The organism is Lampropedia puyangensis, from assembly GCF_004833285.1.
Lineage (GTDB): Bacteria > Pseudomonadota > Gammaproteobacteria > Burkholderiales > Burkholderiaceae_C > Lampropedia > Lampropedia puyangensis.
Genome location: NZ_STFG01000001.1, coordinates 465209 through 488741, shown reverse-complemented (window position 1 = coordinate 488741; position 23533 = coordinate 465209). Strand labels below are relative to the sequence as shown.

The 23533-nt window shown below is 53.0% G+C and carries 23 protein-coding genes and 3 tRNA genes; 11 read left to right on the top strand and 15 right to left on the bottom strand.

Features of this window, described 5'->3' with window-relative positions; genetic code table 11:
• Positions 1–9: 9 nt before the first annotated feature.
• From cobT to E9531_RS02045, 3 genes are read left to right on the top strand one after another with little or no spacing between them, the layout of a single operon-like run.
• Complete coding sequence (gene cobT, locus E9531_RS02055) at positions 10–1092, top strand: nicotinate-nucleotide--dimethylbenzimidazole phosphoribosyltransferase (protein ID WP_244609935.1); 1083 nt, start codon at positions 10–12, stop codon at positions 1090–1092.
• A gap of 41 nt (positions 1093–1133) precedes the next feature.
• Positions 1134–1988 (top strand): adenosylcobinamide-GDP ribazoletransferase, encoded by an 855-nt coding sequence (locus tag E9531_RS02050; protein ID WP_136572052.1) that lies wholly within the window; start codon positions 1134–1136, stop codon positions 1986–1988.
• Positions 1989–1999: 11 nt separating this feature from the next.
• Entirely contained in the window at positions 2000–2584 is a 585-nt protein-coding gene (locus tag E9531_RS02045) for a histidine phosphatase family protein (protein WP_158291699.1), read from the top strand.
• On the opposite strand, the gene ltaE is transcribed toward E9531_RS02045, so the two are convergent.
• Positions 2575–3624 (bottom strand): low-specificity L-threonine aldolase, encoded by a 1050-nt coding sequence (gene ltaE / locus E9531_RS02040; protein WP_136572050.1) that lies wholly within the window; start codon positions 3622–3624, stop codon positions 2575–2577. The two genes, E9531_RS02045 and ltaE, sit on opposite strands and share 10 nt — an antisense overlap.
• A gap of 127 nt (positions 3625–3751) precedes the next feature.
• Here ltaE and E9531_RS02035 point away from each other — a divergent pair, with 127 nt between their 5' ends.
• Positions 3752–4708: a LysR family transcriptional regulator gene (locus E9531_RS02035; protein ID WP_136572049.1), complete on the top strand. Its 957-nt coding sequence runs from the start codon at positions 3752–3754 to the stop codon at positions 4706–4708.
• Positions 4709–4854: 146 nt separating this feature from the next.
• On the opposite strand, the gene E9531_RS02030 is transcribed toward E9531_RS02035, so the two are convergent.
• From E9531_RS02030 to E9531_RS02020, 3 genes are all read right to left on the bottom strand, one after another.
• Positions 4855–4930, bottom strand: a tRNA-Asn gene (locus E9531_RS02030).
• Between the two features lie 43 nt (positions 4931–4973).
• Positions 4974–5049: transfer RNA gene (locus E9531_RS02025), tRNA-Asn, on the bottom strand.
• 43 nt (positions 5050–5092) lie between these two features.
• Positions 5093–5168: transfer RNA gene (locus E9531_RS02020), tRNA-Asn, on the bottom strand.
• A gap of 376 nt (positions 5169–5544) precedes the next feature.
• On the opposite strand from E9531_RS02020, the gene E9531_RS02015 reads away from it, so the two are divergent.
• Positions 5545–7080 (top strand): trypsin-like serine peptidase, encoded by a 1536-nt coding sequence (locus tag E9531_RS02015; protein WP_136572048.1) that lies wholly within the window; start codon positions 5545–5547, stop codon positions 7078–7080.
• Between the two features lie 77 nt (positions 7081–7157).
• On the opposite strand, the gene E9531_RS02010 is transcribed toward E9531_RS02015, so the two are convergent.
• The 5 genes from E9531_RS02010 to E9531_RS01990 form a co-directional block, all read right to left on the bottom strand.
• Positions 7158–7862, bottom strand: a complete 705-nt coding sequence (locus E9531_RS02010; protein WP_136572257.1) for an ABC transporter ATP-binding protein — start codon at positions 7860–7862, stop codon at positions 7158–7160.
• 52 nt (positions 7863–7914) lie between these two features.
• Positions 7915–8760, bottom strand: a complete 846-nt coding sequence (locus tag E9531_RS02005) for an ABC transporter ATP-binding protein (protein ID WP_136572047.1) — start codon at positions 8758–8760, stop codon at positions 7915–7917.
• A complete protein-coding gene (locus tag E9531_RS02000) occupies positions 8757–9854 on the bottom strand; it encodes an ABC transporter permease subunit (protein WP_136572046.1) in 1098 nt (365 codons plus the stop codon). The genes E9531_RS02005 and E9531_RS02000 overlap by 4 nt, the downstream gene beginning before the upstream one ends.
• Positions 9851–10783, bottom strand: a complete 933-nt coding sequence (locus tag E9531_RS01995; RefSeq protein ID WP_136572045.1) for a branched-chain amino acid ABC transporter permease — start codon at positions 10781–10783, stop codon at positions 9851–9853. The genes E9531_RS02000 and E9531_RS01995 overlap by 4 nt, the downstream gene beginning before the upstream one ends.
• A 304-nt stretch (positions 10784–11087) precedes the next feature.
• The gene (locus E9531_RS01990) at positions 11088–12245 is read right to left on the bottom strand and encodes a branched-chain amino acid ABC transporter substrate-binding protein (protein ID WP_136572044.1); all 1158 of its coding nucleotides are present in this window, start codon (positions 12243–12245) and stop codon (positions 11088–11090) included.
• A 373-nt stretch (positions 12246–12618) separates the two neighbouring features.
• On the opposite strand from E9531_RS01990, the gene lysS reads away from it, so the two are divergent.
• The 4 genes from lysS to E9531_RS01970 all read left to right on the top strand — a co-directional run bounded on the left by lysS (position 12619) and on the right by E9531_RS01970 (position 17229).
• Positions 12619–14169 (top strand): lysine--tRNA ligase, encoded by a 1551-nt coding sequence (gene lysS, locus E9531_RS01985; protein WP_136572256.1) that lies wholly within the window; start codon positions 12619–12621, stop codon positions 14167–14169.
• Positions 14170–14188: 19 nt separating this feature from the next.
• Entirely contained in the window at positions 14189–15184 is a 996-nt protein-coding gene (locus E9531_RS01980; protein ID WP_136572043.1) for a diguanylate cyclase domain-containing protein, read from the top strand.
• A gap of 135 nt (positions 15185–15319) precedes the next feature.
• Positions 15320–15919 carry a mechanosensitive ion channel family protein gene (locus E9531_RS01975; protein WP_136572042.1) on the top strand — a complete coding sequence of 200 codons (600 nt, stop codon included), beginning with the start codon at positions 15320–15322 and terminating at the stop codon, positions 15917–15919.
• Positions 15920–16245: 326 nt separating this feature from the next.
• Positions 16246–17229: a porin gene (locus E9531_RS01970; RefSeq protein ID WP_136572041.1), complete on the top strand. Its 984-nt coding sequence runs from the start codon at positions 16246–16248 to the stop codon at positions 17227–17229.
• Between the two features lie 332 nt (positions 17230–17561).
• On the opposite strand, the gene E9531_RS01965 is transcribed toward E9531_RS01970, so the two are convergent.
• From E9531_RS01965 to cysT, 4 genes are read right to left on the bottom strand one after another with little or no spacing between them, the layout of a single operon-like run.
• Positions 17562–18068, bottom strand: coding sequence for a disulfide bond formation protein B (locus E9531_RS01965; RefSeq protein ID WP_136572040.1), 507 nt, complete (start codon positions 18066–18068; stop codon positions 17562–17564).
• Positions 18065–19183 carry a sulfate/molybdate ABC transporter ATP-binding protein gene (locus tag E9531_RS01960; RefSeq protein ID WP_136572039.1) on the bottom strand — a complete coding sequence of 373 codons (1119 nt, stop codon included), beginning with the start codon at positions 19181–19183 and terminating at the stop codon, positions 18065–18067. The genes E9531_RS01965 and E9531_RS01960 overlap by 4 nt, the downstream gene beginning before the upstream one ends.
• Before the next feature lie 18 nt (positions 19184–19201).
• The gene (cysW, locus tag E9531_RS01955; protein WP_170181409.1) at positions 19202–20179 is read right to left on the bottom strand and encodes a sulfate ABC transporter permease subunit CysW; all 978 of its coding nucleotides are present in this window, start codon (positions 20177–20179) and stop codon (positions 19202–19204) included.
• Positions 20176–20967 carry a sulfate ABC transporter permease subunit CysT gene (gene cysT, locus E9531_RS01950; RefSeq protein ID WP_244609951.1) on the bottom strand — a complete coding sequence of 264 codons (792 nt, stop codon included), beginning with the start codon at positions 20965–20967 and terminating at the stop codon, positions 20176–20178. The genes cysW and cysT overlap by 4 nt, the downstream gene beginning before the upstream one ends.
• 217 nt (positions 20968–21184) lie before the next feature.
• Here cysT and E9531_RS17895 point away from each other — a divergent pair, with 217 nt between their 5' ends.
• A complete protein-coding gene (locus E9531_RS17895; RefSeq protein WP_280177167.1) occupies positions 21185–21313 on the top strand; it encodes a hypothetical protein in 129 nt (42 codons plus the stop codon).
• Between the two features lie 86 nt (positions 21314–21399).
• On the opposite strand, the gene E9531_RS01940 is transcribed toward E9531_RS17895, so the two are convergent.
• The gene (locus tag E9531_RS01940) at positions 21400–22413 is read right to left on the bottom strand and encodes a sulfate ABC transporter substrate-binding protein (protein ID WP_244609934.1); all 1014 of its coding nucleotides are present in this window, start codon (positions 22411–22413) and stop codon (positions 21400–21402) included.
• 267 nt (positions 22414–22680) lie between these two features.
• Here E9531_RS01940 and E9531_RS01935 point away from each other — a divergent pair, with 267 nt between their 5' ends.
• Positions 22681–22890: a hypothetical protein gene (locus tag E9531_RS01935; protein ID WP_136572035.1), complete on the top strand. Its 210-nt coding sequence runs from the start codon at positions 22681–22683 to the stop codon at positions 22888–22890.
• 63 nt (positions 22891–22953) lie between these two features.
• On the opposite strand, the gene E9531_RS01930 is transcribed toward E9531_RS01935, so the two are convergent.
• The gene (locus E9531_RS01930; RefSeq protein WP_136572034.1) at positions 22954–23484 is read right to left on the bottom strand and encodes a DUF1178 family protein; all 531 of its coding nucleotides are present in this window, start codon (positions 23482–23484) and stop codon (positions 22954–22956) included.
• Between the last annotated feature and the right edge of the window lie 49 nt (positions 23485–23533).

Here is a 23533-nt window from a genome sequence, read left to right as displayed (position 1 = left end):
ACCAACACCATGAACACTGATCTTGACATGCAGGCTGCCGCATTTTCTGACAGCATCCCCTCCATCGCCGATTTAACCGACCGCACACTCTCGTCTGCCCTACAGCAGTTGCTCGATCAAAAAACCAAACCACTAGGCGCACTTGGTCGTCTGGAAAACGTGGCCCATCAGATTGGTTGCATTTTGGGCACCACTGTCCCTCAACTGCAGCAGGGTCATGCCCTGATTTTTGCTGGCGACCATGGTTTGGCACGCCAAGGGGTCTCGGCCTACCCTAGTGATGTGACCTGGCAAATGGTGGCCAATATGCTCTCAGGGGGCGCGGCCATCAGCGTATTGACGCGCCAACATGGGCTGGCACTGAAATTGGTCGATTGCGGCGTCGCCAAACCGCTGCCAGCACATCCTGACCTGGTGGATGCCAAAGTGGCTCAAGGCACTGCAGATGCTTCGCAACAGGCCGCTATGACAGAGGCCCAAATGCACGCCGCGATTGCGGCTGGTCGCCAAGCCGTGCGTTCAGTGCCTGGCAATGCCATCTTGTTGGGTGAAATGGGTATTGGCAACACCTCTTGCGCGGCATTGATTTTGGCGCGACTGAGCCAGCGCCGCATTGAGGAGTGCGCTGGTGCAGGCACAGGCGTAGCGGGCCAAGCACTACAGCACAAACGCCAAGTACTCCAAGCAGTTTTGGCGCGCCACGCACATGCACAAGCACCACTAGAAGTGCTCGCCAGTATGGGCGGGCTGGAAATTGCAGGCATGGTCGGTGCCACACTGCAAGCTGCGCTGGAACGCAGGGTGATTGTGGTGGATGGTTTTGTGACCAGCGCAGCCGTCATGCTCGCCGCCAAGCTACAACCTCATGTCTTGCAGCGTTGCGTGTTCTCCCACCAATCGCATGAACAAGCGCACCGCCTTATGCTGCAAGACATGGGCGTTCATGCGTTGCTGCAAATGGATATGCGTTTAGGTGAAGGCTCAGGCGCAGCCTTGGCCTGGCCTTTACTGGAATCTGCCTGCCGCATACTGCGCGAGATGGCGAGTTTTGAATCTGCGCAGGTCTCGGGCCAAAGTGCGGCCACATCCTAAACACGTTCTAAGTGCCCCAAAGCCCTCTCGATTGCAATCTCATGCAAGCTCTTCGCCACTTTTTACTTGCGCTGCAATATTTCACACGTATCCCCATTACCGGGCGTGTGGGCCAATGGATTGGCTACAGCCCCGAGCAATTGCCCAAGGCACTGGCCCATTTGCCTGGCGTAGGCCTGCTCATGGGCTTATGCAGCGCCATCGTGCTGTCCGGGGTGCTGCTGGCTCTGCCCTCAGTCCCACAAGCTCCTGCCGTTGCTTGGATTGCCGCCATTGCAAGCACTGCAGCCACCTTGCTGCTGACGGGTGCTTTTCATGAAGATGGCCTGGCCGATCTGAGCGATGGCTTGGGTGGCTCCTACCAAACGCAGCGCGCACTGGACATCATGAAAGACTCACGCATCGGCGCGTTTGGCGCAATCGCCATCGTCATGGCCTTGCTCAGCAAAGTGGCACTGATCGCGGCTTGGTTGCAAGCACAGGCCCATCTGCCACTTGCTCAGGCCAGCGTACAGGCTGGCGCATTGCTCGTTGCAGCCCATGTTTTTTCACGTGTGGCGCCGCTTTGCATCACTGCCTGCATGGCACATGTAGGCGATACCGCGCAGTCAAAATCTAAGCCAATTGCCGCACACTTCCAAATGCGCGCCTTCATGGTAGTGGTGCTTTGGTTGCTCCTGACTTTCGCACTGCTTTACGCTGCAGCTCCACAAATGTCTTGGTGGATTGGCCTGTTGGGTGCCCTGACTGGTGGCGCTGTGGTAGCTTGGCGATTGCATGTACGCCTGCATGGTTTTACTGGAGACGGTCTTGGCGCATCACAGCAAATAGGAGAACTGGCGTTGTACTTGACGATGCTCGCCTGCCTCCCTTCAGCCAGCGCAGTAGTCGCATGAGTTGGCTATTGATGCGCCACCCGAAGGTGCTACTGCAGGAAGCCACCTGCTATGGCGCCAGCGAAGTGCCTATCGACACAGCACATTTGCACCAATGCGCACAGGCGCTTGCCGAACAATTGCCCACGCAGTGCTTGGTCATCACCTCGCAGAGGCAGCGTACACAAGCCGTAGCCCAAACCCTGCAGCGCTTGCGCCCCGATTTACCCGCATGGCAGGTTGATGCTCGACTGAACGAAATGGATTTTGGTCAATGGGAAATGACGCCGTGGCGTTTGATACCCGAAGACGCAGTTGAGGCGTGGAGCGACGATTTTGCGCACCATCGCTTTGGTGGCCAAGAATGTGTTGCAGACGTTCTTGCACGCGTGCACGCTGCCTGGGCTGAATACGACAAACAGCAGCAGCACACACCGCAGCCGATACTGTGGATCACGCATGCCGGTGTTATCAACACCTTGCAATACTTACGCAACGCCCCCATGGGCACATGGCCCAATGCCCGCCAATGGCCCAGCAACAGCATTGCATTTGGGGGCATTATTTCGATCAATGCACTCGCCCCCAAAAATCCTGATGTGAATCATCACTTTTGAAAAAAGGCTCGAAAAACCTCAATTGCGCGGTCAATACCGGCCTCATCGACATCCAAATGGGTTACGAACCGCAAACGGTAGATGCCCGTGGCCCGCACACCATGCTGCGCCAGATACGCCAACAAGTCAGCAGACCGTGCACGCGCAGTGCCCTGCAAGTCGACAAACACAATATTGGTTTGGGGTGTTTGCACGGCTACGCCATCAATATCGGCCAACCCTTGCGCCAACTTCTGCGCCAATGCATGGTCCTGCGCCAAGCGCTGCACATGGTGCTCCAGTGCATAACTGGCCGCTGCAGCCAAAAAGCCTGCTTGCCGCATACCGCCACCGGCCATTTTTCTGATGCGTTTGGCGCGGTCAATCAATGCGCGGCTGCCACACAAAGCTGAACCGACAGGAGCCCCCAAGCCCTTACTGAAGCACACAGAAACGGAGTCAAATGGTGCCGCAATACGCTTGACTTCTTCCTGCGCAGTTCGTCCCGTTTGCGCAGCTTGTGCCACTGCGGCATTGAACAGCCGCGCACCATCTAGGTGAAAAGCCAACCCCCGTTGCTGCACCAACGCATGGGCTGCATCAATAAAAGCCATGGGCAGCACTTGCCCCCCCCACGTATTCTCCAAAGACAACAAGCGCGTGCGTGCAAAGTGCGGATCATCTGGCTTGATCGCAGCGTCAATATCTTCTATACGCATACTGCCATCAGGCAGGTTCTCCAGAGGTTGCGGCTGAATACTGCCTAACACAGCTGCACCACCAGCTTCCCAACGGTAAGTGTGCTGTTGCTGGCCCACGATGTATTCATCGCCTCGCTGGCAATGCGCCATGAGTGCGCACAAATTCGACTGGGTACCAGTGGGCATGAACAAAGCAGCCTCAAATCCCAAGAGTGCTGCAACTTGCTCCTGCAACGCATTAACGCTTGGATCATCCCCAAACACATCATCTCCCAAAGGAGCTTGCATCATGACCTCACGCATACTTGGCGTGGGTTGTGTGACCGTATCACTGCGAAGATCTACCATTTTTTCTGTCATTTTCACCACTTTCACATCAAACCTAGTCTTTCAAAGTCACGCTATATTATTCAGAACGTATCGCTTCGCATAACGATACTTTCTCACCATTTATGTGAGAAAAAATAACATAACAACCACCATATTCATGCTGCGCCTGCCATCACTACCTGCCTTACGATGCTTTGAAGCTGCTGCACGCTTGCAGCATTTTTCACGCGCAGCACAAGAGTTGTGCCTCACGCATGGCGCCATCAGCCGCGCAGTACGCTTGCTCGAAGCCGATTTGAATACACCTTTGTTCGAGCGCCGCAACCGGCAAGTGTTTCTAACCCCAGCAGGCACACAACTGTACAAAGCCGTCCACGAAGGGTTTGAAACCATCAGCCAGACTACACAGAATCTGCGACTACAGAGCCAGCGCGAGCAAATGCCCTTGGTTCTCTCGTGCGAACCTACATTGTTGATGCGTTGGCTGATCCCACGCTGGCAGGATTTCATCGCCCAACACCCAGAGCCAATGGTGCATTTGGTTGCCGGCGGTGGTCCCATCGACCTTGAAACAGGCATTGATTTCGCCATTCGCCGCAACGACTTTGCGATTCCATCGCACTATCAAGCGCAACCCTTGTTTACCGAGCGCTTTGGCCCCGTCTGCGCCCCAGAAAAAATGCAGACATGGTTTACCAAAAAGGCTGGGCAATGGCAGCTAAAGCCCACCGCCCCACTGTTGCATACCCGCACGCGCCTTGATGCTTGGCCCCAGTGGAAATTCATCACCAAACCAAGCAGCAACACACAAAGCCATAAGACAGAAAAACAAATCAGCACCTCTACCCCTGAAGCAGGTTTGGTTTTTGACCACTTTTACTTCAGTTTGCAAGCCGCCATTGCAGGCTTGGGCGTGGCCATCGGCCCTTGGCATATGGTGAAGAACGATCTGGATCAACAGCTACTGACTGCACCGCTAGGTTTTTTAGAGGATGGTTCGCAATACATGCTGCTTTCACGCGAGGACATGCATCACCCGCGCGTGGAAGGCACGCGTCAAGCACTCTGCCACTGGCTAACTCATGAGGAAGCAACCATGGACACGCGAACATGACTGCATCACTGCAACCACAGCGCAGCCAGCTTTGACCTTGCAGGCGTTAAATGCCCAACTGCTCTGGAAATAATCCTTCTCGCCACCCTGCCTCAGGGTAAAGACAATAAAAAACGCCTTTGCAATTGCTTGCAAAGGCGTTTTATTGGCTCCCCGACCTGGGCTCGAACCAGGGACCTGCGGATTAACAGTCCGTCGCTCTACCAACTGAGCTATCAGGGAATATTGGTATAACAAGCTTTTAAAAGCTCATTCATCAAATGAATGGCTCCCCGACCTGGGCTCGAACCAGGGACCTGCGGATTAACAGTCCGTCGCTCTACCAACTGAGCTATCAGGGAATATTGGTATAACAAGCTTTTAAAAGCTCATTCATCAAATGAATGGCTCCCCGACCTGGGCTCGAACCAGGGACCTGCGGATTAACAGTCCGTCGCTCTACCAACTGAGCTATCAGGGAACAAGCGCATGATTGTATAGTAAAAATTAGGCTCTCAACGCGAATGCGTTAATTTTCTATTTTTCTTTCAAGCAATCTTGCGAGTCGCGAATTCTAACGTGATTAACGGGGAGAAAAAATGAAATTACGCTATCTAGCACAGCCGCTGCTTAATATTGACATTGTCAAATTCAGTAAAAAAATCGCAGGGACACACGTATCTTAACAATGGCCTCTCCCATCAACATGCCTGTGCATAGATAATCGCAGGGCGCAAACAAAATGCTCGCATGCGACGCCTTGTTGCACACAACGATGCGCATGCAGCGCTATCCGAGTCTGTACGCAATCCACCATTCCTTGACCTACATCATCCATCCAAGAGAGGGCTTTCTTTATGCAGGCATACCGATTCTGTTTTACCGCCATCGCCGCAGCAACCATGTTGAGCGCCTGCGGAGGCGGCAGCGACAACCCTCCTGAAAATGAAGCGCCCTATGTTCTGAATGTGAAAAAAGTAGAGGGCCGCTACAACACCAATAAGGCCGCCACAGCCACAGACCTGAAAAGTCTGTCCGCATTCAACGCTGCGAACGCCGTCACCATCTCGCTACCGGCCTTAGACACACAAGACTTGGTCTTGAAGTCCGCAGCCGTTGGTGGTGCCGTGCAGGTTGCTGAGGCTCAGGCAGTCCCTCAAGCAAAAACAGCTACGCAGCTGGCCCAACTGCTGTCATGGCAAACTGACGCCCAAGGCCAAAACACTGCCGCCTTGCGGGTACACGCAACGGACGCTTTCGGCCTGCGCTTAGGCTTGGTCGTTGACGCGCTGCCTGACAGCGCCACCGTGCGTGTGTTCAAAGAAGCCAATGGGCAAGTCGAGGCTGTTGGTTATGAAACCACAGGCGCAGCCATTAACCAGACCATCAAGAACAATACCGATGCGGGCGACACCAGCATTGCAGGCCGCACCTGGTGGAGTGCAGACTTGGGCGGCGATACCGTGGTATTGCAAATCAACCTGCCTGCTGGCGTACCGAGCGAAGCGGTGAAGGTGGCTTTGCCAACTATTTCAAATATGTTCCGTGATGCAAGCGAATACACCTATGCAGTCGAATCTGCCGATAGTGCATCGTCATCCAATCCATTACAAGACCTGAACTTCAATCCGGCGATCACCAAAGCCGAACAAGTCCCCTCGGCCGGCTCTTGCAACCTGGATGTCACTTGCTACAACAATGGCAGCCAGCAGCGCGATGCCGTAGCGCGTATGTTGTTCACCCAAGCCGATGGCAAAGGTTACTGGTGCACAGGGTCTTTACTCAACGACGCAATCAACTCCAACACCCCCTACTTCCTGACCGCGAACCACTGTATCAGCAGCCAAACTGAAGCCAGTAGCCTTCAAACAGACTGGTTCTTCCGTACCTCAAGCTGCAATGGCAATTATCTGGACGCTAAGCGCACCACCCGCGCTGGTGGCGCGCGCTTGTTGTTCTCCAACAATTCGGAGCAAGGCAACGACATCACGCTACTGGTTCTCAACGATGCAGCCCCTGCAGGCACTTTCCTGGCCGGATGGGATGCCAACCAGAACAACACCGAGCAAAACATTTACGGCATCCATCACCCAGCAGGTTCACTGGCAAAAATCGCCGGCGGTCAAACCGTAGCCTATGCCAACTGCAATGGCGATACATGCAGCAGCAACCCGAATGGTCGTTTTTACTGGGTGCAATGGGCCGAAGGGATCACAGAAGGGGGGAGCAGCGGCTCAGCCTTATTCACCGCCAATGGGTATGTCATCGGGGCACTGCATGGAGGCTCCTCCGAATGCAGCGCCAAGGGCAGCCCAGACTTTTATGGCCGCCTCGATATGGCTTTTGAGGCTGGAGCTAAAAACTTCCTGGCCTCCTCCAAAGTCCCTTTCTAACCTCCCGCTTGAGATAGCTCGTACGTCTTGAATCTGGCCTCCTAGCCATTCAAGACGCTACGGGCGTTTCTTGCCACTTACTCACCCAAGTAAGCGGCGCGCACTTTCGGGTCGTGCAGCAATTGGATCGAAGGGCCTTGCAAGATGACTTCTCCAGATTCCATGACATAGCCGCGCTGGCTCAACTCCAACGCCAGCTTGGCATTTTGTTCAATCAGGAGAATCGTCACACCTTGCGCGGCAATGCCGCGAATGACCTCAAAAATCTTCTCCACCATAATCGGTGCTAAACCCATGGTGGGCTCATCGAGCAGCAGCAGTTCGGGTTTAGACAAGATGGCCCTCCCCATGGCCAGCATTTGCTGCTCACCACCAGACAAGGTGCCTGCCGTTTGGCGCCTGCGCTCAGCCAGTCGCGGGAACATGGCATATACGGCTTGCGTTTCCTTGGCTACAGCAGCGGCGTCGCTGCGGCTGTAAGCCCCCATGAGCAAGTTTTCTTCGATCGTCAATTGCGGAAAAATACCTCGCCCCTCTGGCACCATCACCAGGCCTTGGCGCACCAAGGTATAACTGGGTTTGCCCGCCAAACTTACGCCTTGGTATTCAATAGAGCCGCCAGCTAGCGGCACCAAACCGCAAATCGCACGCAGTGTGGTGCTTTTACCAGCACCATTGGCCCCAATCAAAGACACCAACTCCCCCGGGAACACCTCCAAATCAAGGTGCCTGACGGCGCGAATACCGCCATAGGCCACATCCACCTTCTGCAGCTTGAGCATCGGCGCAATGGTTTTCTGGTGGCCGGGCTGCACCGCGTTTTCCTGAGCGACTTCAGACATGATGGACGTCTCCTTCTTCAGACAGCAAGCCCAGTTCTTTAGCTGCGCCCTGCCCTAAATACGCTTCAATCACCCGGGGATTGCGCTGTACCTCATGGGGCCGACCAAAGGCCAGTACTTTGCCGTATTCCAATACCAGCACGTGATCGCACATATTCATCACCAACTTCATATCGTGCTCGATCAACAAAACGGTGATGCCATCACCACGTATCTTCTCAATCAAAGCACGAAGCACCACGGTTTCTGAAGGATTCATGCCGGCGGCCGGTTCATCTAGGGCCAACAAGGTTGGCTCTGTTGCCAACGCCCGCGCAATTTCCAAACGACGTTGATCGCCATACGGCAAAGAGGAGGCAATCTCATTGGCACGATGGGCTATGCCAACATAGTCCAATAGCTCCAGGGCGCGTTGGGTGATTCGTGCTTCTTCGGCCCGCGTTTTTTTCCCACGAACAATCGCCCCAATCAAGCCCGCATGCGTGCGCAGGTGCTGACCAATCATCACGTTTTCCAGTGCACTCAGGCTCGCAAAGAGTCGAATGTTCTGAAAGGTGCGGGCCAAGCCTTGCTGCGCAATCTCGTGCGGCTTGAGCCGCGTCAAGTCTTTTCCGTCAAACATGCATTGGCCAGACTCGGGCACATACAAAGCCGTCATCACGTTGAACAAGGTGGTTTTGCCTGCGCCATTGGGGCCAATCAACCCAAAAATCTCACCTTTTTCAATCGTGAAACTGACGTCCTGCAGCGCCTGCAAGCCACCAAAGCGTTTAGACAAACCCTGCGCAACCAGTAGCGCTTGCCCGGAATGGGATGGAGTTGATTCCACAGCGCTCATGACGCCTCCTTGTTTGCGTGCAATTGGCGCTTGCGCACTGCTGATGGCCATAGGCCCTCAGGGCGGAAAATCATCACCAGCACCAATGCAAAACCGAACAACAACATACGAATGGCATCCGGGTCAATCACCACTTCGCCAAATACGCTTTGCTGCAATGGAATGACCACGGCACGCAAGAACTCTGGAAAGAACGACAGCAGCAACGCCCCTACGATCACACCCGGCACATGCCCCATGCCACCTAATACCACCATGCACAAAATGGCAATTGATTCCGTCAAGCCAAAGCTCTCTGGACTTACAAACCCTTGCATGGAGGCAAACAAGCTACCAGCCACGCCGCCAAATGTAGCCCCCATGGCGAAAGCCAAGAGCTTCATATTGCGGGTGTTGATGCCCATGGCTTTGGCGGCAATCTCATCTTCACGTACCGCCTCCCAAGCGCGGCCAATGCGCGAGTTCTGCAAACGCACGCAGATGAAAATAATCAACAACACCAAGCCCATCAGCAAGTAATAGTATTTTTCAGGTCCGGTGATGCGAAACCCCAAAATGGTTTCTGCACGACCAAAAGCAAACTCGCCCACTTTGAAGGTATCAATGCGGTTGATACCTTGCGGGCCGTTGGTGATGTTGACTGGCGCATCCAGGTTGTTCATGAAGATGCGGATGATTTCGCCAAACCCCAACGTCACAATAGCCAGATAGTCCCCTCGCAGTCGCAAAACCGGAAAGCCCAACATGATGCCCGCCAATGCAGCCAAACCAATGCCTAGCGGCAACACAATCCAGAACGGCAAATGCAAATCGAAATGGGGCGAAGCAAGCATGGCCCAGACGTACGCACCAACGGCATAGAAGGCGATGTAGCCCAAATCAAGCAACCCCGCAAAACCCACCACGATATTGAGCCCCAGTGCCAGCATGACGTAGAGCAAGGCAAAGTTCAGAATGCGCACCCAACCTTGGCCAGCCATGCCGCCGATCACAAAAGGCAATACCAGCAAAGCCGCACCAATTAGCAGCGCGCCCAACCACACCTTGAGTGGAATTGGCTTGCGCTCAAGCGAAGAAACTGTTTGAGTCGTCATGCACGGTCTCCCGCCCGTTCACCCAACAAACCAGATGGACGGAAAATCAACACCACAATCAGCACAATGAAGCTGAACACATCTTGGTAGTGGCTACCAAATACACCGCCAGTCAGGTCGCCGATGTAGCCTGCTCCCAACGCTTCAATCAACCCCAATAGCAGGCCTCCCAACATGGCGCCTGCCAAATTACCAATCCCCCCCAGCACAGCCGCGGTGAAAGCTTTGAGACCCAACATGAAGCCCATGGTGTACTGGGCCACGCCGTAATACGTGGTGATCATGACGCCAGCAACCGCTGCCAATGCAGAGCCAATCAAAAAAGCGGCTGAAATAACGGTATTGATGTTCACCCCCATCAGTCCAGCCACTTCACGGTTTTGCGCCGTGGCGCGCATGGCCGTACCCAAACGGGTTTTCAACACCACCAGCAACAACGCAGCCATGATCAATGCCGCACCCACAATGATGGTGATCTGCAAAGCACTGATACGTGCCTCTCCAATATGGAAAACAGCCGGCTCAATGATGTGCGGAAAGTTCAGGTAATTGCGCCCCCAAAACATCATGGCCAAGTTTTGAATGATGATGGACACGCCAATGGCCGTGATCAGGGCGGCCAAGCGCGGCGCTTTACGCAGTGGCCGGTAAGCAAAGCGCTCTGCCGTCCAACCAATAGCCATACACACAGGAATGGCTGTCAGCAGCGCCATTGTTAAGGCCCATACAGCCGAACTGGCTGTGGCACCGCCTGACGCCAGCGACAACACGACGCTGGTGGCCACCATGGCCCCAACCATCACGACATCGCCATGGGCAAAGTTGATAAGACCAATGATCCCGTAGACCATGGTGTAGCCTAAAGCAACCAGCGCATACACGCTGCCCACCGTCAAGCCATTGATGATTTGTTGAATAAATATGTCCATGGGGGATCCAATGGAAAGAGCGAATCGCCACGCCTAAGCGCTGAGCTGACAAAGCATACTCAGCCTGAAATTCATGCTGGTGCAGCACAGCGCCCACACAGAAAAGGCCATTCAAAAAACGACAGGACTTGCAATACAAAATACAAGCTCTGCCATTGGCTACAAACGCCTAGCCAAACCACTGCCGAGCCAAGCGCCTGAAGGGAAAAAGCATGCTCAGGCATTACCATGCCTGAGCATGCAGAGGACTAAGGGATCAGCCTCAAGCCCCCTTGCGCCCCCTTACCAACCGGTCAAGCAGTTCTTACTTGCCAGAATCGACCATGGTTTTGACCATCTCCCACTTGCCATTTTTGACCTCGTAGATGGTCACGGAGACTTCGTTCAAATCACCATTTTTGTCGTAAGCGATGTGCTCGCTCGTTGCACCACTGCGCTGCAAGCCAGCCAATTTTTCCAAATACTTTTCAGGCTTGGCAGAACCTGCCTCTTTCATGGCCGTGATCATGTTCCATGCACCGTCATAGGCGTAGGGAGCGTACACACCCGCATCTTTATTGAAACGCGCTTTGTAGGCTGCCGCAAATTTCTCCCCTTGTGCCATCGAATCAATTGGCACACCAGCCAAGGAGGCGTAAGTGCCATTGGCTGCATCGCCTGCCAAGCGCAAGAAGGTGTCACTGCGAGTCATCTCACCAGAAACCAAAGGTGCAGTGATACCCAAGGTCGCCATCTGGCGGCGCATTGGGCCTGACTGCGCATCCAGACCACCGAAGAAAATGGCATCCGCGTTCTTGGATTTGATGTTGGTCAAAATTGCGGTGAAATCATTGGCCTTGTCAGTGGTGTATTCACGCGAAACCACTTTGCCCCCCGAACGCTCGACAGCTTTGGCCACCTGGTCAGTCAATCCCTGACCATAGGCGGTGCGGTCATCAATCAACGCCACATTCTTGGCATTCAAATCCTTGACCATATAAACACCGACTGCAGAGCCCTGCTGTGTATCGCTGGTCATCATGCGAAATGTTGTGTCATAGCCTTGCAAGGTGTACTCAGGTGACGTGGCCATGGCTATTTGCGGCAAACCTGCATCGTTGTATACACGCGAGGCTGGAATGGTGGTGCCAGAATTGAAATGCCCCAGAACTCCCTGGACGTCTTCGTCCACGATTTGCTGAGCTACTTGCACTGCCGTGCGTGGATCGGCCTGATCGTCCTTGGAGACCAACTCAAATTTTGCTTTTTGGCCATCAAGCTCAATGCCTTGTGCATTGGCCTCTTCCAGTGCCAACGTTAAGCCATTGCGCATGTCCTCACCGTAATGCGATTGCGGCCCAGTCAACGGTGCCGCAAAGCCCAGTCGCACCACTGTATCGGCATGCGCAGCCGTCAATCCCCCGATTGCGCAGACGCAGGCCACAGCCACGCTAGTGGCCACAGATTTGAATTGTTTGCCCATCATTTCGCTCCTTTTGAGTTCAGATTTTGCCCATTGCATCGCTGGCTTAAAAGCATTGCACTGGTATGACGTTGCACTGTTTGCTAGGTTGGTATCCAGCCCAACAGTGCTTCTTCAAAGTCATTTTGGTTTGCGCACCAAAATTGGGGGCGATTATGCGCCGACATCCCCTCTTCAACAGCACTTTTGCATGGGTTATTTCCCCAAGAAAAATCAAAAAAACTGACCTATTCTGTTAAAAATCGACAACGAACGCTCTACTAAATCAGCGTTAAGCACAGCTTCTCAAAGTAAGTCACAAGCAATAAATACGCCCAAGGGGCGTTTGCGCTTTAAAATGGCCGGTTTTGCAACTGCCTACCGGGCCTTTGGCATGTCAGAGCTGAACACCACTCCTGCAGCGGATGCTGCGCCACCCCAAGACGAAAACAAACTGATCGCTGAGCGCCGCGAAAAACTGCATGCGCTACGCGAAACCGCCAAGGCGCAAGGCGTCCCTGCGTTCCCTAACGACTTCCGTCCAGAACACCGCGCGCAAGCGCTGCACCAAAGCCATGGCGCCACGGAGACCGAAGCACTCGAAGCGCAAAACGTGCACGCCAGCGTAGCTGGCCGCATGATGCTCAAGCGTGTCATGGGCAAGGCCAGCTTTGCCACCGTGCAAGATGCAACAGGCCAAATCCAGCTCTACATTGCGCGCGACAGCATTGGTGAAGAGGTTTATGCGCAGTTCAAGAAATGGGACTTGGGCGATATCCTGGCCGCCGAAGGCACTTTGTTCAAAACAAAAACCGGCGAACTCTCGCTCAAGGTCACTGCATTGCGTTTGCTGACTAAAAGCCTGCGCCCACTGCCAGACAAGTTCCATGGCATTGCCGACCAGGAAATGAAGTATCGCCAGCGCTACGTCGATTTGATTGCAGATGAAAGCACACGCCAGCGTTTTATCAAGCGCAGCCAGGCCATCTCTAGCATGCGCGAATTCATGACCGCCCACAGCTTCCTAGAAGTTGAAACGCCCATGCTCCACCCTATTCCGGGTGGCGCCAATGCCAAACCCTTTGCCACGCACCACAACGCCCTTGATCAGGAAATGTTTTTGCGCATTGCGCCAGAGCTGTACCTCAAGCGCTTGATCGTGGGTGGTTTTGAGCGGGTATTTGAGATCAACCGCAACTTCCGCAACGAAGGTATTTCTGTTCGCCACAACCCTGAATTCACCATGATGGAGTTCTATGCGGCGTACTGGAACTACGAAGACCTGATGGACTTTGTAGAAGCCCTTTTGCGCGACACCGCAGAAAAAACCGCAGGCAGCCAGCAAGTGCAATACCAAGGCAAGCCTGTTGATTTGTCCAAGCCGTTTGCACGCTTAACGATTCGCCAAGCCATCATTGAGCACTGTGAAGGTGGTGCTTCGGTAGACGACAGAGAATGGCTGCTGACAGCTTTGAAAAAAGCCGGCCTCTCAGAAAAAGACAACCATCTGAGCACACGCAGCCTCGCGGCTTTGCAAGTGTTGCTGTTTGAGGAAGTTGTTGAGTCCAAACTGTGGCAGCCCACGTTCATCATGGAACACCCCACAGAGATTTCGCCGCTTGCTCGCGCCAACGACCAGCGCCCAGAAGTGACCGAGCGATTTGAGCTCTACATCACCGGACGCGAAATTGCCAATGGTTTCTCTGAGCTCAACGACGCCGAAGACCAAGCAGCACGCTTTAATGCGCAGGTGCAGGCCAAAGACAGCGGTGACGATGAGGCCATGTTCTTTGACCACGACTACGTGCGCGCGCTGGAATATGGCATGCCTCCTACAGGCGGCTGCGGCATCGGCATTGACCGTTTAATGATGCTGTTGACCGACAGCGCCAGCATTCGCGACATCATTCTCTTCCCGGCCCTGCGCCGCCAGCAAGAGCAGTGATCTGAACATCGGCAAAGCCATGGCCTCCCCCACAACGCTGGATCCATTCAGCATCCTCGTGGTGGAGGACCACCCCGCAGTGCGCAGCATGTTGGTGCATATGCTGCACAATGCTGGCGCACAGACCATCTGGCAAGCAAACAGCCGCCAGCAGGCACAGGCACTGTTTCAAGATCACCACCCTGACTTGGTCTTGCTCGACGTCATCCTCCCTGATGGCACAGGCTTAGAAGTGGTTGAACACATCAGAGCCCTCGAAGCGTCCACACACAATAGCGTCTGGACGCCTATCTTGTTTCTCTCCAGTCTGCATGACGAGCAAGCCATCTGGCAAGGCATTGAAGCCGGTGGTGATGACTACCTTGTCAAGCCGGTAACGGCAACCATTCTGTCTGCCAAGCTACGTGCCATGCAGCGTTTGCTGAACATGCGCAGGCAGCTCATGGGCATCAGCCAGGACTTGCAAAACGCGAACGAGAGGCTCAACCATTTGGTCGAGGTCGATGGTTTGACCGGCTTGGTCAACCGGCGAGGTTTTGACCGCCTTCTTGAGCTGGAGTACCGCTCAGCATTGCGTGAGCAACAGCCTCTATCGTTGATTTTGTGCGATATCGATTTTTTCAAACATTACAACGATGCCTGCGGGCATTTGCAGGGTGACTTAGTTCTCAAGCAGGCAAGCCACTTGCTCAGCAGCGTATGCCTGAGGCCCAGAGACGTTGCAGCACGTTATGGCGGCGAAGAGTTCGCATTGGTTTTGCCCAATACGCCAAAGGCTGGTGCATTGACACTGGCACGCGGTCTGACACACGTGTTCAAGCAATATCCGCAACCGCATCCGCATTCATCAGCCGCTGACTACATCACCCTCTCGGGCGGTATTGTTACGTTAGATCCACATGCACACCCGAACACTGGCGCCCATCGCGACCAGCTCATCATGCAAGCAGACATTGCCTTGTATGCCGCCAAAGCCCGCGGGCGCAATCGGTTTGTGCACATTGATGAGGTGTAATACAGGCGTGAAGCGAACACCATTGTCCAGCATACTGCGCCGCCACCGCGCATCTTCCCAAAAACGCATCCTCCTCATATACCCTCTTTCGCTTGTCATAAGGCAAGCAACAGCAAACATACTGAACGCATCTCCATGACAGTAGACCACTTGCCCAGTTGGGCGCTTGACGCACTTCCAACCCTGCTGCATGCAGGGAAAATTATTCTTGTCGTGGTGGGTGCATGGTTGCTCAAACGTTTGATCTGGCGCATTGTTGAGCGCTTGGGACAAGCCTACAACCTGCCTGCACGCATGCTGGTTCCGCTTCGCACCATGGCCGGCTGGATCATCGTGCTGGTTGCCACCCTGATGGTGATGCAGCAACTAGGGGTTTCCGCTGCCGTAATCTGGTCAGCATTCACAGGTTTTGCTGCCGTTGCTGCCGTTGCTTTTTTTGCTGCATGGAGTGTGCTCTCAAACCTCTTTTGTTCATTCCTGTTATTTACCTCCGCACCATTTCGGGTCGGGGACAGGCTTGAAATACTCGACGCTTCAGACAAGCCAGGCGTTAAAGGACGCGTCCTTGAAATTCGGCTGCTCTACACCGTGCTTCAAGACCTGACTGCGGAAGACACGCGAGGTGCGCGCCTGCAAATTCCTAACAGTGCTTTTTTTCAGAAAACGATCCGCCGTTGGCCACCTGAAGCCGATGAGGCCGAGCAATTCCAATGGGCCAGCGTCAGCGGCTTTTAAAGAAGGCCGCAGAACACACACAACAGCCAAACCTGCAGCCGCAAGACGAGTGATTGAAAGCATGCTGCGCACGCAATACGCTTACGTCGACAGCAATACTGTTCTTTTACACTTGTTGTATATGGCCTACAACAAGTCCAATTTCTGTCCGTTGTGGCACATTTCAAACGTGATTGGCACAGCTATTGCTTCAGAATTCAGACAGGCGGGCGTACACTCCGATGCCTGTTACGGGTGAGTTGTTATTGAATTGCAAACCAGCAGTTTGCCTCTCAACAATGACGCACTGATGACATCTATCTGACATTCTTGTGGAATATTCAGCCATGAAAAAACATTTACCTTTCGTCCTGGTCCCCCTGTTGGCTGCTGGCGCAGTCGCCCATGCACAAAGCAGCGTTACGCTGTATGGCCGCGTTAACACCACTTTGGAAAACCAGAAATATTCTGGCCAATCTTCCACAACCGGCCTGCAAAGCAACTCCTCTTTCATCGGTTTCCGTGGCTCCGAAGATCTGGGCGGCGGTTTGAAAGCTGGCTTCGTGCTGGAGCAACAACTGGACTCCACTACTGGTGCATCTTCTGGCTTTCAACGTGAAACACACGTGAGCCTGTCTGGTGGTTTCGGTACCCTCAAGGCCGGTAACTACAACTCCACAGCCTACACATACACTGCTGACTACATCAGCATGCACAACCACGATACAGGCTCTTCCGCAGATGCCCTGTTTGCCTACGTGGTGCCTAACGCAGCTAAAGTGGGCTATATCTCCCCAACATTCGGCGGCTTCTCTTTTGAATTGGGCTACGGTTTCGAAGACAACCATGGCGGCGACAACTCGCCTTTCGATCTGAGCGCCAGCTACAAAGTTGGTAACTTCGATCTGGGTGCTGCTTATTCTCAATTCGACAAAGCCAAGGCCACCACCCTGCGCGCCTTGTATACAGGCGGCAACTTCGCTCTGGGCGGCTATGTTCAGTACGATGACAACGGCTTCAACCCTGCTGCCACAACCAGCCACTTGGGCTACACAGACTTTGGTGACCGCCTCTCCGCACGTCTGGTTGGTGCCTACTTCCTGGGCGCTAGCGAATTCCACGCCAACGTGGGCTGGGCTGACGAGTATGACAAAATCGACAAGAGCGGTGCAATGCAATACACATTGGGCTACAACTACAACCTGAGCAAGCGCACTAAAGTCTACGGCTTCTACACACGCGTGGACAACGAGCGCAATGCCACTTATGCAGGAGCTTCTGCTGGTCAAGACTTCAGCTCCTTCGCTGTGGGTCTGCGTCACCTGTTCTGATAACACTTATCAGCAAGACCCATCACTCTTTGTGATGGTCTTAAAGATCTAAAAAGCGCTGGTGCTTAATGCACCAGCGCTTTTTTATTTCAATCAAAAATAAACAAAACTAGCCTTGTGCTTTTTCAGCCAAATAGAGATGGATAAATACAAAAAATTAAAACTAACACGTTAACCTGTTGCCGCATTGATCATGCCAAAACAAAAACGCCCGGTGCTGTGACACCGGGCGCTTAGAGAGATAGTTTTTCGAAGAATCTAACGATTGAAGGCTTAGGATTTAACTTAAAAATCCAAGGGCAGAGCCACCCCATGCCAAATTGAGGCGCGCGTCAACGTTTACGCAAGGCCACGATGCTCAGACCGATAAAAAATCCTGCAAACGCTACAAAAGACCAATTGGCAATAGACAGACTTAGAAAAGTCCAGTCGACTACGGAGCAATCCCCTGTTCCTTTGAAAAACATGGGAATTTTTTCACGCAGTGGAAAGTTGCTTTCCAGCACGCCATAAAAATCGCGCCCGCAAGTCGCAAACTCAGGGGGATACCATTGCAACCAAGTTTGGCGCGCGGCAACAAATGCACCAAACGCGCTAGTGCCCCATGCCAGCAAGCCCCATAAGCCAAGCCAGATTTTGTGCCCCCACAGGCTTCCAATCAGCGCGGTAGCGCCAACCCCAATCAGTGCAATGCGCTGCAAAATGCACATGGGGCAGGGTTCCAGATCCAGACTATGCTGTAAATAAAAGGCAAAAGCCAACAATGCCGCACAACAGGCTGCGATGATGGCGAGCAAGCGCCGAGGTGAACCAAAAAAGAAATTGATTAGGGAATTCAAGTTGTTGTTCCTTCCACGAACACGCGGGCGCGCCGTGGAGTCACCAACACAGTATCTCCCTCACGCAAGCCCAACTTGGCGTACCGTTCTGCGGCGACTTGCGCCTCAATCAGGGTATTGGCCACGGACGTATTGTCCGCCTGTTTGGAGTCGTTTTCCGCAAGAAGTTCCAAACGTGCAATCGGCCCCACCACAATGGCACGGTCAATACGCGCCACAATGCCGTTGGATTTACCATCCGCTCCAATCTCAGCGCCCGGTGTATAAGGCTCCACCTCGATTTCATGCGGACGGACATACGCAAACGCATTACCAGACTGGGTCTGGTCGCCTGTGTGCAGTTCAAAACCTTGCAGACTGACACTGCCTTGTTCCGCACGGCCCTTAAATAGATTCACATCGCCCAAGAAACCATAAACAAATGGGCTGGCAGGGTCGTTCCAAACCTGCTGCGGTGTGCCCACTTGCTCAATCTTGCCTTGGTTCATGACCACTACGCGGTCAGCCACCTCCAGCGCCTCTTCCTGATCATGGGTGACGAAAATACTGGTAACGTGCAACTCTTCATGCAAGCGGCGTAGCCAACGGCGCAATTCCTTGCGCACCTTGGCATCAAGGGCGCCAAAAGGCTCATCAAGCAACAGTACCTGCGGCTCAACGGCCAAAGCACGGGCCAAGGCAATGCGTTGGCGCTGCCCACCAGAGAGCTGAGAAGGAAAGCGATCAGCCAACCAATCGAGCTGAACCAGCTTGAGCAAGCTCATGACCTTCTCTTTGATTTGGGCTTTGCTGGGGCGCTCACTGCGAGGCTTGACATTCAAGCCAAAGGCAACGTTGTCAAACACACTCATGTGGCGAAACAGGGCATAGTGTTGGAACACAAATCCAACCTGACGATCACGTACGTGAACATGGGTTGTGTCGTTCCCAGAAAACAGCACCACTCCAGCATCGGCAGATTCCAAACCCGCTATGATGCGCAGCAAAGTGGTTTTACCGCAGCCCGATGGGCCCAGAAGCGCAATCAACTCACCTGAATCTACATGCAGACTGACATCTTTGAGGGCGTGGAAATCACCAAAGGTCTTGCTGATGTTTTTGACTTCGATACTCATATACAAAACTCCACACTCTCAATGACGGTTTGCGTTAGGTGCTAGCACTGGCGTAGCACGTTTCCATTCATGGCGGCTGACATCGTCGCCAGAAGGAACTTGGGTGTTGCCCACGACATAAGGACTCTCAGGCGGCATTTCGGCGGCTTTTTTCAGTTGGGCATCATGGCGCCATTCAGCCCATGTTTTAAGCGCTAAGGTCACCAAGGCCAGCAAGGCCAGCAAAGTTGCCACAGAAAAAGCAGCCACTGATTGGTAGTCGGTATACAAAATCTCAACGTGCAACGGGATGGTGTTGGTTTGCCCACGGATATGACCAGAAACCACCGACACGGCCCCGAATTCGCCCATCGCACGCGCATTACACAAAATGACGCCGTAAATCAGACCCCACTTGATGTTGGGCAGCGTCACACTCCAGAAGGTACGAAATCCTGATGCGCCCAGCACAATGGCCGCCTGCTCTTCATCGTTGCCTTGTGCCTCCATCAATGGAATTAACTCCCGAGCAATGAATGGGAAGGTTACAAAAATAGTAACCAACACGATACCGGGCACTGCAAAAATGATTTTCAAGTCATAGGCTTGCAGCAGAGGGCCTAACCAGCCATTGATGCCGTAAAGCAGCACATATACCAGACCAGCAACCACTGGTGAGATAGAAAATGGCAAGTCAATCAAGGTGATTAAAAAAGCTTTGCCTTTGAACTCGTACTTGGCAATGGCCCACGCCGCCATGACCCCAAACACGACATTCAGCGGCACAACGATGATGGCCGTTATCAATGTAAGTTTGACTGCCGACCAGGTATCGTCAGACTGGAAGGCTGCAAAAAAAGCACCAAAGCCTTGGCGCAGCGCTTCAGCGAACACCGCCACCAAGGGCAGCACCAAGAACAGCAGCAAGAAGGCCAGTGCAATACCAATAAGTATGCGACGTACCAAAGGAGACTCAGTCGTTGTAATGGCTTTGGCAGGACGTGCGGTTTGTGTCATTTGTTGGCTCCCCCTGTAGCACGGCGCTGCCATGCTTGCAGCCCATTGATGACAAACAGCATGATGAATGCGAACAAGAGCATCACCAGCGCGACTGCTGTGGCGCCGGCATAGTCGTATTGCTCTAACTTGCCAATGATGATCAATGGCGTGATTTCAGACACCATCGGAATATTGCCGGCAATAAAGATGACCGAGCCGTATTCCCCTAGGGCTCGGGCAAACGCCAAGGCAAATCCGGTCAGCAGCGCAGGGATGATGGCCGGAAAAATCACCTTCTGGAATGTCTGCCAACGGCTGGCACCCAAGCTACTGGCAGCTTCTTCCAGTTCTTTTTCAAAGTCTTCTAAGACGGGCTGCACAGTGCGCACCACAAACGGCAGACCAATAAAAATCAGCGCAATGGTCACCCCAATCGGGGTAAAAGCGATTTGCACGTTAATCTTGTCAAACCACTGCCCTACCCAGCCGTTTGGCGCAAGCAAAGCAGACAAAGAGATACCCGCCACGGCAGTTGGAAGCGCAAAGGGCAAATCCACCAGTGCATCGATCAAGCGTTTGAATGGAAATTTGTACCGCACCAGAACCCAAGCGATCAACATGCCAAAGACCAGATTGACAACCGCCGCAATGAATGACGCACCGATCGTTAGTTTGTAAGACGCCAATACACGCGGTGCAGTAACAGCATCCCAGAACTGAGCCCAAGTGAGCTGCAAAGTATTGACAAAAAGCGTCAATACCGGGATCAACACAATCAGACTGAGATAAAACAGGGTATAGCCCATAGTGAGGCCAAAGCCGGGGATGACCCGTTTTGAGCGCCCTGCACGCTGGAATTTTTCACCCGTACTCAAAGGAGAGCTCGGGGATGCGTAATTAGGTTGTGACATAAACAATCAACGTGGGTAAACAAGCGCAACGAGGAGTACCGCATCTGACATGCCGCAATGGATTTCAAATGAATTCCGTTTTGGCCGTGAGCAACGAATCTGTGAAAACAAGATGCCGTCTGAAACCACATACTTGAAAACACTCAAGGCGCCTTTTAGCGCCTTGTATGCCATGGCGGATATTCCATTGCGCCATCAACACAAGCGCGCAGAAAAGAAAGTGGGCAACAGCGACTCATAACCAGTGCCACATGGGTATCGGGACAAGCCATCGCTCCATGAACACGATTCAATCACTGCCGCCCATTCGTCCTACATGGGGTTTACTTACTTTGCGCCGCCGTAGAGCTTGTCGAATTCGCCACCATCATTGAAGTGAACACGTTGCGCATCTCCCAACGAACCGAAGTATTTGTTCACACGAAACAGATTAACCGGCTTGAACAAATCTGCATGCTTGGCCAGCACCGCTTCTGAACGTGGACGCAAAGCATGGCGAGCAGCAATTTCCTGTCCCTCATCAGAATAGAGGAAGTCAAGGTATGCCTTAGCCGCTTGTGCTGTGCCTTTTTTGGCAACCACAGGCTCGACAACAGCAACTGGGTTTTCCGCCAATACGCTACTGGATGGGTAAATGGCATCTACTTTGCCTTTACCAAACTCACGCTCGACTGAGAGCACTTCGGATTCAAACGTGATCAGTACATCCCCAATATTGCGTTGCAAGAAAATGGCTGTGGCATCGCGACCGCCTTTACCCAGCACAGGAACATTTTTATAGAGATTGGAGACAAACGTGCGTGCATCTGCTTCAGAGCCCCCCTTCTCCAGAACAGAACCCCATGCGGCCAAGTAGGCATAGCGTCCATTACCGCCGGTCTTCGGGTTCACTACAACCACTTGCACGCCTGGTTTGATCAGGTCATCCCAATCCTTGATGTTTTTCGGATTGCCATTACGCACCAGAAACAACATGGTCGATGTGGTGGGCGATGCATCATAGGGGAACTTGGCTTCCCAATCCTTGGCAACGTAATTGTTGTCAGCCAAAAACTGGATGTCTGTCGTGGTGTTCATGGTCACCACATCGGCTTCTAGCCCTTCACGAACCGCACGGGCCTGCGCACTGGAGCCACCGTGGGCTTGATCAACATTGATGTCTTTGCCCGTAGTTTCTTTGTAGTGCTTAATGAATGCAGGATTGATCTCGCGATAAAACTCACGCGCCACATCGTAAGATGCGTTGAGTAATGTTTGCTGCGCATGAACAGCGCCACCTGCAAGCGTCAATGCCAGCGCGGCAGCGGCCCACTTCAAACTATTTTGCATTGTTTTTTTCATAAGAAGCCTTGACTTAAAACCTGTAATTGTTTGGATGACGCGATTCTGCATGGAATTAATATTAAAGAAAAATACATTTTTTTTCTTTTTTTATTCATATAAAGATATATAGAAATGCGCCATAGCAAAGTCGTTCGCATGAATGGCTCTTAACCAATGTGACAGAAAAAGGGCTTCCTACCGCCCATCAAAGGCACGTCGCACGATCAAGCACACCGATGGCATAGACGCAGTAAAATTCAAATAAATGTTAAATAAATGATGCCTATGTCTATCCCATCTGCCTATGACCGTACTCGGAAAAACCCATTGCTGACTTTAACGATTTGGTTTGACAACAGTACGCGACAGTTCAGGGCAAAAAGCCCTGACTTGCTTGGCTGGGAATCTCAAGCGGCAACGCCACATGCGCTGCATCAGCAACTGATCAAAGCATTAGAAATTAAACGTGCCCGCCTACAGATTGCGTTTATTTAAGACGCAATAAACCATTAAGCTTTTCAGAGCTATGCCAAAAAGTCCCATGCTCTTTTCAGGGGATCATTGCACAGGCTCTTTGGCTTCGTGAGGCAGCGGAAGAACCGGAACACCGTCTTCCAGTAGTTCTACAACTTCTTCAAGACTCGCCTGCCCATGGATCAAACGCTCTGGAGCTTGCCCCTCATGGATGCGCTTGGCCTCCTGCGCAAAGCCATTGCCTACATCTTCGCCTTGAGCTATCACGGTTCTGGCATGCGCAATCCAATGCGCGTTGAACGCCTCTTGCGCTTGGCGTAACGCATCTTGCTCAAGGTCGCCTTGAGTCAATGCATTAACGCGCGATGACTGCAGCTCTGTATCAGTCGCCCTCCCCTGATTTGAAGTCGTTTGCGTCACATTCGATGAAACGGCAGGTCTACGATTACTCTTGGCCGAAACATAAGGGGCGCTGAGCACTTTACTCACTTGCAGACTCTCGCACACAGGACAGCACAATATGCCTTGTGCACTTTGGGTCTGGTAATCATCCTCAGAAGAGAACCAGCCTTCAAAAGCATGGCCATGCACACAACGAAGATCCAAAACCTTCATGAAAAAATCGCAATCAAATGATGAGCAATAATTTGTACGGAACGGCGCC

Coding starts and splice junctions, on each gene's coding strand:
- E9531_RS01975 (WP_136572042.1), top strand. CDS start 15,320: ATGACAGTAGACCACTTGCCCAGTTGGGCGCTTGACGCACTTCCAACC.
- E9531_RS01930 (WP_136572034.1), bottom strand. CDS start 23,484: ATGAAGGTTTTGGATCTTCGTTGTGTGCATGGCCATGCTTTTGAAGGC.
- E9531_RS17895 (WP_280177167.1), top strand. CDS start 21,185: ATGCCGTCTGAAACCACATACTTGAAAACACTCAAGGCGCCTTTTAGC.
- ltaE (WP_136572050.1), bottom strand. CDS start 3,624: ATGACAGAAAAAATGGTAGATCTTCGCAGTGATACGGTCACACAACCC.
- E9531_RS02050 (WP_136572052.1), top strand. CDS start 1,134: ATGCAAGCTCTTCGCCACTTTTTACTTGCGCTGCAATATTTCACACGT.
- E9531_RS02035 (WP_136572049.1), top strand. CDS start 3,752: ATGCTGCGCCTGCCATCACTACCTGCCTTACGATGCTTTGAAGCTGCT.
- E9531_RS01995 (WP_136572045.1), bottom strand. CDS start 10,783: ATGGACATATTTATTCAACAAATCATCAATGGCTTGACGGTGGGCAGC.
- E9531_RS01970 (WP_136572041.1), top strand. CDS start 16,246: ATGAAAAAACATTTACCTTTCGTCCTGGTCCCCCTGTTGGCTGCTGGC.
- lysS (WP_136572256.1), top strand. CDS start 12,619: ATGTCAGAGCTGAACACCACTCCTGCAGCGGATGCTGCGCCACCCCAA.
- E9531_RS02000 (WP_136572046.1), bottom strand. CDS start 9,854: ATGACGACTCAAACAGTTTCTTCGCTTGAGCGCAAGCCAATTCCACTC.
- E9531_RS02005 (WP_136572047.1), bottom strand. CDS start 8,760: ATGAGCGCTGTGGAATCAACTCCATCCCATTCCGGGCAAGCGCTACTG.
- E9531_RS01940 (WP_244609934.1), bottom strand. CDS start 22,413: ATGAAAAAAACAATGCAAAATAGTTTGAAGTGGGCCGCTGCCGCGCTG.
- E9531_RS02015 (WP_136572048.1), top strand. CDS start 5,545: ATGCAGGCATACCGATTCTGTTTTACCGCCATCGCCGCAGCAACCATG.
- E9531_RS01935 (WP_136572035.1), top strand. CDS start 22,681: ATGTCTATCCCATCTGCCTATGACCGTACTCGGAAAAACCCATTGCTG.
- E9531_RS02045 (WP_158291699.1), top strand. CDS start 2,000: ATGCGCCACCCGAAGGTGCTACTGCAGGAAGCCACCTGCTATGGCGCC.
- E9531_RS01980 (WP_136572043.1), top strand. CDS start 14,189: ATGGCCTCCCCCACAACGCTGGATCCATTCAGCATCCTCGTGGTGGAG.
- cobT (WP_244609935.1), top strand. CDS start 10: ATGAACACTGATCTTGACATGCAGGCTGCCGCATTTTCTGACAGCATC.
- cysW (WP_170181409.1), bottom strand. CDS start 20,179: ATGACACAAACCGCACGTCCTGCCAAAGCCATTACAACGACTGAGTCT.
- E9531_RS01990 (WP_136572044.1), bottom strand. CDS start 12,245: ATGGGCAAACAATTCAAATCTGTGGCCACTAGCGTGGCTGTGGCCTGC.
- cysT (WP_244609951.1), bottom strand. CDS start 20,967: ATGGGCTATACCCTGTTTTATCTCAGTCTGATTGTGTTGATCCCGGTA.
- E9531_RS01960 (WP_136572039.1), bottom strand. CDS start 19,183: ATGAGTATCGAAGTCAAAAACATCAGCAAGACCTTTGGTGATTTCCAC.
- E9531_RS02010 (WP_136572257.1), bottom strand. CDS start 7,862: ATGCTCAAGCTGCAGAAGGTGGATGTGGCCTATGGCGGTATTCGCGCC.